This is a genomic window from Streptomyces sp. NPDC015144 (assembly GCF_043079735.1).
Classification (GTDB): domain Bacteria; phylum Actinomycetota; class Actinomycetes; order Streptomycetales; family Streptomycetaceae; genus Streptomyces.
This window is the reverse complement of record NZ_JBIBUU010000003.1, coordinates 228,217-240,556: the sequence shown is the minus strand read 5'-3', so window position 1 is coordinate 240,556 and position 12,340 is coordinate 228,217. Positions and strand designations below refer to the sequence as shown.

General features: G+C 68.2%; 12 protein-coding genes. 3 read left to right on the top strand and 9 right to left on the bottom strand.

Translation table 11 applies throughout. The features are described from left to right. Nucleotides 1-37 precede the first annotated feature (37 nt). From ACF08W_RS07720 to ACF08W_RS07705, 4 genes are all read right to left on the bottom strand, one after another. Nucleotides 38-1,663, bottom strand: coding sequence for a ubiquinol-cytochrome c reductase cytochrome b subunit (locus ACF08W_RS07720; protein ID WP_352274845.1), 1,626 nt, complete (start codon nt 1,661-1,663; stop codon nt 38-40). Further along, entirely contained in the window at nt 1,660-2,712 is a 1,053-nt protein-coding gene (locus tag ACF08W_RS07715) for a Rieske 2Fe-2S domain-containing protein (RefSeq protein WP_352274844.1), read from the bottom strand. The genes ACF08W_RS07720 and ACF08W_RS07715 overlap by 4 nt, the downstream gene beginning before the upstream one ends. After that, the gene (locus ACF08W_RS07710; protein WP_352274843.1) at nt 2,709-3,518 is read right to left on the bottom strand and encodes a c-type cytochrome; all 810 of its coding nucleotides are present in this window, start codon (nt 3,516-3,518) and stop codon (nt 2,709-2,711) included. The genes ACF08W_RS07715 and ACF08W_RS07710 overlap by 4 nt, the downstream gene beginning before the upstream one ends. Nucleotides 3,519-3,580: 62 nt before the next feature. Then, nucleotides 3,581-4,201, bottom strand: a complete 621-nt coding sequence (locus ACF08W_RS07705) for a heme-copper oxidase subunit III (RefSeq protein WP_352274842.1) — start codon at nt 4,199-4,201, stop codon at nt 3,581-3,583. 187 nt (nt 4,202-4,388) lie between these two features. Between ACF08W_RS07705 and ACF08W_RS07700 the strand changes: the two genes are divergently transcribed. Continuing rightward, nucleotides 4,389-4,790 (top strand): hypothetical protein, encoded by a 402-nt coding sequence (locus ACF08W_RS07700; protein WP_352274841.1) that lies wholly within the window; start codon nt 4,389-4,391, stop codon nt 4,788-4,790. A 47-nt stretch (nt 4,791-4,837) separates the two neighbouring features. Here ACF08W_RS07700 and ACF08W_RS07695 read toward each other — a convergent pair whose 3' ends face one another. From ACF08W_RS07695 to coxB, 4 genes are all read right to left on the bottom strand, one after another. Further along, the gene (locus ACF08W_RS07695; protein ID WP_385211135.1) at nt 4,838-6,094 is read right to left on the bottom strand and encodes an Ig-like domain-containing protein; all 1,257 of its coding nucleotides are present in this window, start codon (nt 6,092-6,094) and stop codon (nt 4,838-4,840) included. A gap of 116 nt (nt 6,095-6,210) precedes the next feature. After that, nucleotides 6,211-6,609, bottom strand: a complete 399-nt coding sequence (locus tag ACF08W_RS07690) for a cytochrome c oxidase subunit 4 (protein ID WP_352274839.1) — start codon at nt 6,607-6,609, stop codon at nt 6,211-6,213. Next, nucleotides 6,606-8,339, bottom strand: a complete 1,734-nt coding sequence (gene ctaD / locus ACF08W_RS07685; protein ID WP_392278752.1) for a cytochrome c oxidase subunit I — start codon at nt 8,337-8,339, stop codon at nt 6,606-6,608. Before ctaD ends, ACF08W_RS07690 begins: the two co-directional genes overlap by 4 nt. Further along, the gene (gene coxB / locus ACF08W_RS07680) at nt 8,336-9,298 is read right to left on the bottom strand and encodes a cytochrome c oxidase subunit II (RefSeq protein WP_352274837.1); all 963 of its coding nucleotides are present in this window, start codon (nt 9,296-9,298) and stop codon (nt 8,336-8,338) included. The genes ctaD and coxB overlap by 4 nt, the downstream gene beginning before the upstream one ends. Before the next feature lie 259 nt (nt 9,299-9,557). Here coxB and ACF08W_RS07675 point away from each other — a divergent pair, with 259 nt between their 5' ends. Continuing rightward, nucleotides 9,558-10,937 (top strand): cysteine desulfurase/sulfurtransferase TusA family protein, encoded by a 1,380-nt coding sequence (locus tag ACF08W_RS07675; RefSeq protein ID WP_392278751.1) that lies wholly within the window; start codon nt 9,558-9,560, stop codon nt 10,935-10,937. A 14-nt stretch (nt 10,938-10,951) separates the two neighbouring features. On the opposite strand, the gene ACF08W_RS07670 is transcribed toward ACF08W_RS07675, so the two are convergent. Beyond that, nucleotides 10,952-11,926 carry a carbohydrate kinase family protein gene (locus ACF08W_RS07670; protein ID WP_352274835.1) on the bottom strand — a complete coding sequence of 325 codons (975 nt, stop codon included), beginning with the start codon at nt 11,924-11,926 and terminating at the stop codon, nt 10,952-10,954. 158 nt (nt 11,927-12,084) lie between these two features. Between ACF08W_RS07670 and ACF08W_RS07665 the strand changes: the two genes are divergently transcribed. Continuing rightward, nucleotides 12,085-12,282 carry a hypothetical protein gene (locus ACF08W_RS07665; protein WP_385211128.1) on the top strand — a complete coding sequence of 66 codons (198 nt, stop codon included), beginning with the start codon at nt 12,085-12,087 and terminating at the stop codon, nt 12,280-12,282. Nucleotides 12,283-12,340: the final 58 nt, after the last annotated feature.

Genomic DNA, 12,340 nt, shown 5'->3' with positions numbered 1-12,340 from the left:
TGGACGGGGCTCCTGCCGTGGCGATCAGTTCAGGCGATCAGTGGTGACCGTGGCCGCTGGTGATCTCCTTGTACTCCTCGGCGGTGGGCTTGGCGATCTGGTTGTCCTCGCCGTAGAGGCCCTTGCTCAGCCGGGCCCGCAGCTTCTGCAGGACCGAGACCTTGCGCTCGACACCGTTCTCGTCGACCGTCGGGCCGAGTTCGAGCGGCTTGTACTGCTCGTGCGCGGTGAGCGTGTGGAGCTGCTCGGGCTTGAGCGGCTCGTGGATCTCGACGAACTCACCGTGCGGCAGGCGCTTGATGATGCCGGACTCGCGTCCGTGCAGCACCTTCTCCTTGTCGCGGCGCTGGAGGCCGAGGCAGATCCGCCGGGTGGCGACGAACGCGAGGACCGGGCCGACGAAGATGAAGATCCGTACGAACCAGGAGATGGCGTTGATCGACAGGTGGAAGTGCGTGGCCCACAGGTCGTTGCCACCGCCGATGAAGACGATGACGTACTCGGTGATCCAGGCGACACCGAAGGCGGTCCGGGTCGGGGCGTTGCGCGGGCGGTCCAGGATGTGGTGCTCGCGCTTGTCCCCGGTGATCCAGGACTCGATGAACGGGTAGACCGCGATGATCGCGAGGACCACCCCGAAGGCCATCAGCGGGATGAACACACCCAGGACCAGCGTGTGGCCCCAGAGGTTGATCTCCCAGCCCGGCATGACACGGATCAGACCCTCGGCGAAGCCCATGTACCAGTCGGGCTGGGCGCCGGTGGACACCTGGTCCGGACGGTACGGGCCGATGTTCCACACCGGGTTGATCGTGGCGATCGCCGCGATGACCGCGATGATGCCGAAGACCAGGAAGAAGAACCCGCCGGCCTTCGCCATGTACACCGGCAGCAGCGGCATGCCGACGACGTTCTTGTTGGTACGGCCGGGACCCGCGAACTGCGTGTGCTTGTGGTAGAAGACCAGGATCAGGTGCGCCACCAGCAGGCCGAGCATGATGCCCGGCAGCAGCAGGATGTGGATCGAGTAGAACCGGGCGACGAAGTCGTGGCCGGGGAACTCTCCGCCGAACAGGAACATCGAGATGTACGTGCCGACGATCGGCATCGACAGGATCGCGCCCTGGGTGAAGCGGATACCCGTACCGGACAGCAGGTCGTCCGGGAGCGAGTAGCCGGTGAAGCCGGTGAACATGCCCAGCACGAACAGCAGGAAGCCGAACAGCCAGTTGATCTCACGCGGCTTGCGGAACGCACCCGTGAAGAAGACGCGCATCATGTGCACGAACATGCCGGCCAGGAAGATCAGCGCGGCCCAGTGGTGGATCTGGCGAACCAGGAGACCACCGCGGACGTCGAAGCTGATGTCCAGGGTCGAGGCGTACGCCTCGGACATCCGGATGCCCTGCATCGGCTCGTACGAGCCGTGGTACACGACCTCGTTCATGCTCGGGTGGAAGAACAGCGTCAGGTACACACCCGTGAGGATGATGATGATGAAGCTGTAGAGGCAGATCTCACCCAGCATGAAGGACCAGTGGTCCGGGAAGATCTTGCGCATGTTGGCCTTGGCCAGGGAGTAGATCCCGAGCCGGCCGTCCGCCCAGTCGGCTACCCGCTCGCCGGCGGGCGCCTTGCGCTTGGTGTCCGTCGCAGTACTCATCCGCGCTCCCAGAATGCAGGACCGACGGGCTCTTCGAAGTCACCGAGCGCTTCGAGGTTGCCCTCGCTGTTCACGCCGATCCGCAGCTGCGGGAGGGCGTGACCGGCCGGACCGAAGATGACGCGGGCGCCGTCGGAGAGGTCGAAGGTGGACTGGTGGCACGGGCAGAGCACGTGGTGCGTCTGCTGCTCGTACAGGCTGATCGGGCAGCCGACGTGGGTGCAGATCTTCGAGAAGGCCACGATGCCCTCGTGGGCCCACTCGCGCTCGCGCTTGTCCTTGATGTTCTCCGGCTGGATCCGGACGATCATCAGGGCGGCCTTGGCGATCTGGTTGTTGAAGTCCTCGGCGCTCTCCTCCAGGCCCTCGGGCATGGCGAAGGTCAGCGAACCGACGGCGACGTCCTCGGGACGCAGCGGCTCCATCGTGTTCATGTTGATGAGCTGCTTGCCCTTGGCCCACAGCGTGCTGCGGAGCTTCTTCTCCGGCAGCGGACCGAGGTCGCGCAGGAGCACCACGCCGGAGAGCGGCACCAGGGCCAGCGCGCCGAACATGGTGTTGCGGATCAGCTTGCGGCGGCCGAACCCGGACTCCTCGGCACCCGCCGCGAAGTCGGCCATGACCTTCGCCTTGACCTCGGGCGACGCCTCGATCGGGTGACGGTCGTCGGCGACCTCCACGTCGGACATCAGCGTGCGCGCCCAGTGGACGGCGCCGGCGCCGATCGCGAAGAGGGCCACGCCCAGCGTCAGACCCAGCGAGAAGTTGAGCGCGCTCACATGGCCGAACGGCCAGATGTACACGATCTTGTCGACCGGGAAGATGACGTACGAGGCGATGAAGCCGACCGTGGCCAGCATCGAGAGCGTGAACAGGAAGGCGACCACGCGCTCGGAGCGCCTGGCGGCCCGCTCGTCGATGTCCTGGATGCGCGGCTTGTGGGCCGGCAGCCCCGGGTCCGCGAACGGGTCGTCCGCGCCCTCTACCGCGCCGTGCGCGGGGACCTGCGCTTCGGGCAGGTTCTCTTCTGGAATCTCTTGGCTACTCATGACTTCTTGGCCTTAGCGGTGTGGGCCGCGACCCAAACGGCAACTGCGATCAGTGCGCCGAGTCCGAAGATCCAGGCGAACAGGCCCTCGCTGACCGGCCCCAGGCCGCCCAGCTTCAGACCACCCGGGTTCTCCGACTGGGCGCTGTTCACGGTCTGGACGTACGCGATGATGTCCCGCTTCTGCTTCTCGGGCATCGTGGTGTCCGGGAAGGACGGCATGTTCTGCGGGCCGGTCTGCATGGCCTCGTAGAGGTGCTTCGGGTCCACGCCCTCGAGGCTGGGCGCGTACTTGCCGTTCGTCAGCGCGCCGCCCTCACCGGTGAGGTTGTGGCACTGCGCGCAGTTGGTACGGAAGAGCTCGCCACCCTTGGCGACGTCCGCGCCGGAGGGGTCGTAGTCCTTCTTGGTCGGCGTGATCGGACCGGCGCCGAGCGACGCGACGTACGCGGCCAGCTGGTCGATCTGAGCCTGGCTGTAGATGACCTTCTTCTTCGGCACCTGGGCGCCGGGCTGCTGCGCCGGCATACGGCCCGTACCGACCTGGAAGTCAACGGCGGCGGAGCCCACGCCGACCAGGCTCGGCCCGTCGGTGGTGCCCTGACCGCCGGTTCCGTGGCAGCTGGCGCAACCGACGGAGTACAGCTTCTTGCCCTCCTCGATGGCGAGGGACTGGGCGGTTTCGTCGGCCTGTGCCTTACTCGCGGGCGCGAAAGCGGCGTACAGCCCCCCAGTGGCCGCCAGCGCGAGGAGTAGTACGACGACCGCCGCCAACGGATGGCGTCGTCGTGCGGAGAGCTTTTTCACGGATTACCCCGGTGTCAGGATCTTCTGCGTCGATGCTGGATGTGGTTCGGGTTCGAGCCCGATTACTTGATCATGTAGATCGTGGCGAACAGGCCGATCCACACGACATCGACGAAGTGCCAGTAATAGGACACGACGATGGCGGAGGTCGCCTGTTCGTGGGTGAACCTCTTGGCTGCGTACGTCCTGCCCAGAACGAGCAGGAAGGCGATGAGGCCGCCTGTCACGTGCAGACCGTGGAAGCCGGTGGTCAGGTAGAACACCGAGCCGTACGGGTCGGAGGACAGCGAGAGGCCGTCCTTCTTCACCAGCTCGGTGTACTCGAAGACCTGGCCTCCGATGAAGATCGCACCCATCACGAAAGTGATCACGAACCAGGTACGGAGCTTCTTCACGTCGCCCCGCTCCGCGGCGAAGACGCCGAGCTGGCAGGTGAGTGAGGAGAGCACCAGGATCGTGGTGTTCGTCGCGGAGAACGGGAAGTTCAGGGCCGAAGCCATTTCCTTCCAGTGCTCCGGTCCCGTCACCGATCGCAGGGTGAAGTACATCGCGAAGAGGGCCGCGAAGAACATCAGCTCGGAACTCAACCAGATGATGGTTCCGACGCTGGTGAGGTTCGGTCGATTGACCGACGGGTGCGCGTGCCCGGTTTCTACTGTCGTTGCTGTCGCCACGACCGACATTATGTCGGTCGCTTATCCCGCCCTCACCCCGGGGGGTGCCGTTCGGTGTGTCAGGTGGGTGTGTCCGCCCCGAACGGCCCAGGGAACAGCTCTCCGAAGCGGTGCTGACGGGGCGTCCGGCGGAGTACGATCCGCGCATCGGTTCATGCCCGGAAAGCCCCGAAGACACGGATGTCACGGAGGAACAATGCAGCCGACCGCCACGGTCCTGGTCTACAGCGACGACGCCAACACCCGTGAGCAGGTGAGGCTGGCGGCCGGGCACCGGCCCGCCGCCGACGTGCCACCGGTGGAGTTCCTGGAGTGCGCGACGCTGCCCGCGGTCCTGGAGGCGCTGGACGCGGGCGGCGTCGACGTCTGCGTACTGGACGGCGAGACGGCGCCCGTGGGCGGCATGGGCGTCTGCCGGCAGATCAAGGACGAGATCTTCCGGTGCCCGCCGGTCCTGCTGCTGATGGGGCGCCCCCAGGACGCCTGGCTGGCCACCTGGAGCCGTGCGGACGCCGCGGTGACGCTGCCGGTCGAGCCGGTCGAGTTCGCCGAGGCCCTGGCCGCCCTGCTGCGCGACGGGGACCGCGTCAGCGCCTGATCCCGCACCGGCTCCCTCCGAAGGGCAGCGCACCCCGGCCCGGGCTCTCAGACCTCGGGGCGCAGTCGTGCCGCCTGGACCGTCCCCGTACGGTCCGGCGCGGTGCTGTTCTGCAGGGCGCTGCCCTTCAGCCATTGGGCCCAGGAGAGGTTCCAGTCGCCGAAGCCGTTGTCGAACGGCGTCATCGTCTCGCCCTGGCTGCCCACCACCGTGACGAGGTCCCCGGGGCGCACGGTGTTGTAGAACCACTCGGCCTGGCCGGTGCTCATGCCCGTGCAGCCGTGGCTGACGTTCGCGGACCCCTGCGAGCCGGTGGACCAGGGGGCGGCGTGCACGTACTCGCCGCTCCAGGTCACCCGGGTCGCGTAGTAGACCGGCAGGTCGTACGAGTCCGAGGAGCCCTGGGCGATGCCGATGGTCTCCCCGCGCATACGTACGTAGTACTCCTTCTCCAGCACGACCTTGACACCGTTTCGGGTGGCGAAGCCGGGCTTGCCGGTGGTGACCGGAATGGTGTTGATCACTTTTCCGTCGCGTTTGACCGTCATGGTGTGCGCCACGGCGTCGGTGAGGGCCTCGACGCGGGCGCCCGTGGTGAGCCTGAGGGCCTTCGTGGGGGCGCCGTAGAGGGTGTCGGTGAGCTTGACGCCCGCCAGGGCGCTGCTGACCTCGATGGAGGCCCTGGCGGGCCAGTACTCCTGGGGGCGGTAGTGCAGGGTCTGGTCGTCGACCCAGTACCAGGAGCCGGTCACGGCGGGGGTCGAGCGGACCCGCAGGCCGCGCTCCACGCGGGCCCTGGACGCCTTGTCGGCGACGGGGGCGCTGAGTTGCGCGGTGAGGGGCTGCCCGACGCCGTAGGTGCCCTTCTGCGGGCCGAAGGAGACCTCCAGCAGCTCTTTGGCCGTGGTGGTTCCGAACGAGAGCGTACGGGCGCCCGGGGCGCCGTCCTCGTCCTCCGTGCTGACCCGGACGGTGTACTTGACTCCGGCGGCGAGCGGCATCGTGGAGTGCCAGCGCCGGCCGTCGGCGTCGAGTTCGCCCGCCAGGTGGCGGCCGGTGGTGTCGACGGCCGACACGTCCGTGATCCGGCCGTCGTCGCCCTTGACGGTGACCTCCAGCGGCCGGCCGGGGACGACCTTCGCGTCGCCGTCGCGCGCGGTGGAGGAGATCTCGTCCACGGCGTCGTACGGCTTCTCCGCGAGCGGGTGGTCCCCGGAGGCTCCGCAGGCGGTCGCGGCCGCGACCAGGGTCATGGCCAGCAGGGTGCAGCCCACTGCGGGGCGGATGCGGGACGTGCGGTTCATGGGGCCACGTTAAGAAGGCCGGACCCGATCGGCGCGTTCTGTACGTACGAACGGGGGCCCGCGCCTCTCCGGGTGGAGAGGTGCGGGCCCCCGTCAGGTGGAGCGGTGACGCGAGGTCACTGGGTGCGGTTCTCACCGCGGTAGTACTCGAAGACCCAGCCGAAGAGGCCGATCAGGATGATCGGGGTCGAGAAGTACAGCAGCCACCAGCCGAAGATGACGCCCATGAAGGCCATGGCGCCGCCGATCGCCAGGGAGAGCGGCTGCCAGCTGTGCGGGGAGAAGAACCCCACTTCGCCGGCCTCGTCCGCGACGTCGGCCTCCTTGTTGTCCTGCGCCATGGCGTCGACCCGCCGGGCCGTGAAGGCCAGGTAGAAGCCGATCATGAGGCTCAGGCCGAAGGCCAGGGCGAGGGCGGTGGTACCGGCCGGCTCCTTCGACCACACGCCGTACGTGACGGCGATGGCCAGAATGAAGACGCTCAGCCACAGGAACATCTTGCCCTGGATCTTCACTTGCCGGCCTCCTTGCCACCAGCGAGGGCCTTGTCGTCAGCGTGGTGCTCGAGCTGTTCGAGGGCCGCGATCTCCGGGTGGTGCAGGTCGAACGCCGGGGATTCGGAACGGATCCGCGGCAGGGTGAGGAAGTTGTGCCGCGGCGGCGGGCAGGAGGTCGCCCACTCCAGCGAACGGCCGTAGCCCCACGGGTCGTCGACCTCGATCTTCTTGCCGTACTTGGCGGTCTTCCAGACGTTGTAGAAGAACGGCAGTATCGACAGACCGAGCAGGAACGAGGAGATCGTCGAGATCGTGTTCAGCGCGGTGAAGCCGTCCGCGGCGAGGTAGTCCGCGTAACGACGCGGCATGCCCTCGGCACCCAGCCAGTGCTGCACCAGGAACGTCCCGTGGAAGCCCACGAACAGCGTCCAGAACGTGATCTTGCCGAGCCGCTCGTCGAGCATCTTGCCGGTGAACTTCGGCCACCAGAAGTGGAAGCCGGAGAACATCGCGAACACCACGGTGCCGAAGATGACGTAGTGGAAGTGCGCGACCACGAAGTACGAGTCCGAGACGTGGAAGTCCATCGGCGGCGAGGCCAGGATGACGCCGGTCAGACCACCGAAGGTGAAGGTGATCAGGAAGCCGACGGCCCAGAGCATCGGTGTCTCGAAGGACAACGATCCCTTCCACATCGTGCCGATCCAGTTGAAGAACTTCACACCGGTCGGTACCGCGATGAGGAATGTCATGAACGAGAAGAACGGCAGGAGCACACCGCCCGTGACGTACATGTGGTGGGCCCACACGGTCACGGAAAGACCGGCGATGGCAATCGTCGCGGCGACCAGACCGATGTAACCGAACATCGGCTTCCGGCTGAATACCGGAATGACCTCGGAAATGATTCCGAAGAATGGCAGCGCGATGATGTACACCTCTGGATGGCCGAAGAACCAGAAGAGGTGTTGCCAGAGCAGTGCGCCACCGTTCGACGCGTCGAAGATGTGCGCGCCGAATTTACGGTCGGCCTCCAGCGCGAAGAGCGCGGCGGCGAGAACCGGGAAGGCCAGCAGGACCAGCACACCGGTCAGCAGGACGTTCCAGACGAAGATCGGCATGCGGAACATCGTCATGCCGGGAGCGCGCATGCAGATGATCGTGGTGATGAAGTTGACCGAACCGAGGATCGTGCCGAAGCCGGAGAAGGCCAGACCCATGATCCACATGTCGGCGCCGACACCCGGCGACCGGACCGCGTCCGACAGCGGGGAGTAGGCGAACCAGCCGAAGTCGGCCGCACCCTGCGGGGTGAGGAAGCCGGCCACCGCGATCAGCGAGCCGAAGAGGTACAGCCAGTACGCGAACATGTTCAGCCGCGGGAACGCCACGTCGGGCGCACCGATCTGCAGCGGCATGATCCAGTTCGCGAATCCGGCGAACAGCGGCGTCGCGAACATCAGCAGCATGATCGTGCCGTGCATCGTGAACGCCTGGTTGAACTGCTCGTTCGACATGATCTGCGTGCCGGGACGGGCCAGCTCGGCGCGCATGAAGAGCGCCATCAGACCGCCGATGCAGAAGAACGCGAACGACGTGACCAGGTACATCGTGCCGATCGTCTTGTGGTCAGTGGTGGTCAGCCACTTGACGACGACGTTTCCCGGCTGCTTTCGCCGGACCGGCAGCTCGTCCTCGTACGAGTCGTCTGCTGCCGCGGCACCCTGAGGTTCGTTGAGGATGCTCACAGTTTGTTCGTCTCCGCATTCCTGGCCGGGTCAGTCTGCTCGATGCCGGCCGGCACGTAGCCCGTCTGGCCCTTCTTGGCCAGCTCCTCCAGGTGCGCCTGGTAGCGCTCCGGGGAGACCACCTTGACGTTGAAGAGCATCCGGGAGTGGTCGACGCCGCAGAGCTCGGCGCACTTGCCCATGAAGGTGCCCTCCTGGTTGGGAGTCACCTCGAAGGCGTTGGTGTGGCCCGGGATGACGTCCTGCTTCATGAGGAACGGCACCACCCAGAAGGAGTGGATGACGTCACGCGAAGTCAGAACGAAACGGACCTTCTCACCCTTCGGCAGCCACAGGGTCGGACCCGGGTTGCCGTTCTGCGGGTTCCGCGTTCCCGGAACTCCGAAGTCGTAGACGCCCTCGGCATTCTTCGGGAAGTCCTTGCGGAACCGGTCGGGGATGGCGTCGAGCTCCTTGGGGATCTCGTTGCCCGTGGCGGTCGAGCCGTCCACGTTCTCGATGTAGTTGAAGCCCCAGCTCCACTGGTAGCCGACCACGTTGATGGTGTGGGCCGGCTTGTCGGAGAGCGAGAGGAGCTTCGTCTCGTCGCGCGCGGTGAAGTAGAACAACACCGAGACGATGATCAGAGGGACCACGGTGTACAGCGCCTCGATGGGCATGTTGTACCGGGTCTGCGGAGGAACCTCGACCTTGGTGCGGCTGCGCCGGTGGAAGATGACGCTCCACAGGATCAGACCCCATACCAGCACGCCCGTGGCGAGCGCTGCCGCCCACGAGCCCTGCCAGAGAGAGAGGATCCGTGGTGCCTCTTCCGTAACCGGAGTCGGCATTCCAAGGCGGGGGAAGTCCTTGTATGTGCAACCGGTGGCGGTTACAAGGATCAGGCCCGCAGTCAGCACCTGCGGCAGCTTCCGCCGCATCGGGCGCCGCGACGAGCGGTCGGAGCCGTTGGGACTCACGTAGCGCCTTCCCGAGAGTCTCGCCCACGCGGTCGGCGCGGCCGTCTTTCCGGTCGGTCGCCGCCCTGACGCGGACAGGGGTTTGGATGTTTATGCGGACCAAACCCTACTGGACGCTATTTGGGGTCGCGCGGGGAGGGTGCCCAACGCGCCGTCCGACTCCCCGAAGGGGTGGAATACGGCCCTCCGAACGTCTTCTGACGCCCCCTCTCCCGGCCCGGCCCCCGCTCCGTCCCCCGGCGCGGGCTAGCGTGGCCGGATGCCCTACTTCGACGCCGCCTCCGCCGCTCCCCTGCATCCCGTCGCACGTCAGGCGCTGCTTGCCGCGCTGGACGAGGGCTGGGCCGATCCGGCCAGGCTCTACCGCGAGGGGCGGCGGGCCCGGCTGCTGCTGGACGCCGCCCGGGAAGCCGCCGCGGAGGTGGTCGGCTGCCGGCCGGACGAGCTCACATTCACTCCTTCGGGGACCGCCGCGGTCCATTCGGGGATGTCCGGAGCCCTTGAGGGGCGTCGGCGTGTCGGCCGCCATCTGGTCGTCTCCTCGGTCGAACACTCGTCGGTGCTCCATTCGGCCGCCGCCCACGAGGCACGGGGCGGGTCGGTCTCCGAGGTGCCGGTGGACCGTACGGGGGCGGTGGCTGCGGCGGCCTTCGCGGGCGCGCTGCGCGAGGACACCGCGCTGGCCTGCCTCCAGTCCGCCAACCACGAGGTCGGCACCGAGCAGCCGGTGGCCGCCGTCGCGGAGGAGTGCCGGGCGGCGGGGGTGCCGCTGCTGGTGGACGCGGCGCAGTCGCTGGGCCGGGGGCCGGTGCCGGAGGGCTGGTCGCTGCTGACCGGGAGCGCCCACAAGTGGGGCGGGCCGTCGGGCGTGGGGCTGCTCGCGGTGCGCAAGGGGGTGAGGTTCGCCGTGCCGGGGCCCGCCGACGAGCGGGAGGCGGGGCGGTCGGCCGGGTTCGAGAACCTTCCGGCGATCGTGGCGGCGGCGGCGTCGCTGCGGGCGGTCCGGGCCGAGGCCGGCGCCGAGACCGCGCGGCTCCGGGCGCTGGTGGACCGGATCCGGGCCGTGGTGGCGGAGTCGGTGCCCGACGTGGAGGTGGTCGGCGACCCGGTGCGGCGGCTGCCGCATCTGGTGACCTTCTCCTGTCTCTATGTCGATGGGGAGACCCTGCTCCATGAGCTGGACCGGGCCGGTTTCTCCGTGTCGTCCGGTTCGTCCTGCACCAGCAGCACGCTGACGCCGAGCCATGTGCTCCGGGCCATGGGGGTGCTGTCGGAGGGGAACGTACGGGTGTCGCTGCCGGACGGTACGGCGGAGGCGGACGTCGACCGCTTCCTGGAGGTGCTGCCCGGGGTGGTGGCGGAGGTGCGCCGGCGGCTGGGCGCGGCCGCCCCGGCCGCGGCCCCCGCTCCGGCCGACGCCCTGGTGGTCGACGCGCTGGGCAGGCGGTGCCCCGTCCCGGTGATCGAGCTGGCGAAGGCGATCGGGCGGGTCCCGGTGGGCGGGACGGTCACGGTGCTCGCCGACGACGAGGCGGCACGGCTGGACATCCCCGCCTGGTGCGGGATGCGTGAGCAGGAGTACGTGGGCGAGGAGCCGGCGGACCGCGGTTCGGCCTATGTGGTCCGCCGGCTCTTCTGACCCGGTGTTCCGCCCTACGCGAGGTGCGCGCGGACCTCGGCGGCGGCGTCGTGGCCGTACGCCTTGGTGAAGCGGTCCATGAAGTGGGCGCGGTGCAGCGTGTACTCCTGGGTGCCGACGGTCTCGATCACCAGGGTGGCCAGCATGCAGCCGACCTGGGCGGCGCGCTCCAGGCCGACGCCCCAGGCGAGGCCGGAGAGGAAGCCGGCCCGGAAGGCGTCGCCGACGCCGGTCGGGTCGGCCTTGACCGTCTCCTCCGGGCAACCGACCTCGATCGGCTCCTGGCCGGCCCGCTCGATGCGGACGCCGCGGGCGCCGAGGGTGGTGACCCGGTGGCCCACCTTGCCGAGGATCTCCTCGTCGCTCCAGCCGGTCTTGGACTCGATGAGCCCCTTCTCGTACTCGTTGGAGAAGAGGTACGTGGCGCCCTCCAGGAGGATCCGGATCTCGTCGCCGTCCATCCGGGCGATCTGCTGCGAGAAGTCCGCGGCGAACGGGATGCCCCGGGTGCGGCACTCCTCGGTGTGGCGGAGCATCGCCTCGGGGTCGTCGGCGCCGATCGAGACCAGGTCGAGGCCGCCGACGCGGTCGGCGACGGCCTTCAGCTCGATGAGCCGGGCCTCGCTCATCGCCCCCGCGTAGAAGGAGCCGATCTGGTTGTGGTCGGCGTCCGTGGTGCAGACGAAGCGCGCGGTGTGCAGGACCTCGGAGATCCGCACCGATCCGGTGTCGACCCCGTGGCGGTCGAGCCAGGCGCGGTACTCGTCGAAGTCGGAGCCCGCGGCGCCGGCCAGGATCGGTTCCGTGCCCAGCAGGCCCATGCCGAAGCAGATGTTGGCGGCGACACCGCCCCGGCGGACTTCGAGGTTGTCGACCAGGAAGGAGAGCGAGACCGTGTGCAGCTGGTCCGCGACCAGCTGGTCGGCGAAGCGGCCGGGGAAGGTCATGAGGTGGTCGGAGGCGATGGAACCGGTGACTGCGATGCGCACGGGGAAACTGCTCCTGCGGGGGTAGGGGGGAACGGTCGCGTGTTCCCTGGGCGGCGTGACAGTTCACGCTACCCGTTCGCCGGACCGGCCCTGAAGAGGCGGAAACTACCCGATAGTAGGGCTTTCCTGCTGTGACCCATGGTGCTTACGGTGCCGACATGTCGAACCACATCGCCCTGCGCGAGTCCGAGATGAGCCTGGCCGAGCTGCGCGGGGACTGCGCGCGGATGGCCCCGCACTGGACGGCCCACCCGAAGTCCGCCCCCGCCCAGGTCGCCCCGTCCCGCATCCACGGGGTCACCGTTCCGGCCGCGTCCGCCCGGCTGATCGACGCGATGGAGGACTACGCCGGCTGAGGGGGGGGGGGGGGGGGGGGGGGGGGGGGGGGGGGGGGGGGGGGGGGGGGGGGGGCGT

What these genes read in the sequence shown, in the direction of transcription:
- ACF08W_RS07720 (WP_352274845.1), bottom strand. Translation starts at nt 1,663, where the DNA reads ATGAGTACTGCGACGGACACCAAGCGCAAGGCGCCCGCCGGCGAGCGG.
- ACF08W_RS07715 (WP_352274844.1), bottom strand. Translation starts at nt 2,712, where the DNA reads ATGAGTAGCCAAGAGATTCCAGAAGAGAACCTGCCCGAAGCGCAGGTC.
- ACF08W_RS07705 (WP_352274842.1), bottom strand. Translation starts at nt 4,201, where the DNA reads ATGTCGGTCGTGGCGACAGCAACGACAGTAGAAACCGGGCACGCGCAC.
- ACF08W_RS07700 (WP_352274841.1), top strand. Translation starts at nt 4,389, where the DNA reads ATGCAGCCGACCGCCACGGTCCTGGTCTACAGCGACGACGCCAACACC.
- ACF08W_RS07695 (WP_385211135.1), bottom strand. Translation starts at nt 6,094, where the DNA reads ATGAACCGCACGTCCCGCATCCGCCCCGCAGTGGGCTGCACCCTGCTG.
- ACF08W_RS07675 (WP_392278751.1), top strand. Translation starts at nt 9,558, where the DNA reads ATGCCCTACTTCGACGCCGCCTCCGCCGCTCCCCTGCATCCCGTCGCA.
- ACF08W_RS07665 (WP_385211128.1), top strand. Translation starts at nt 12,085, where the DNA reads ATGTCGAACCACATCGCCCTGCGCGAGTCCGAGATGAGCCTGGCCGAG.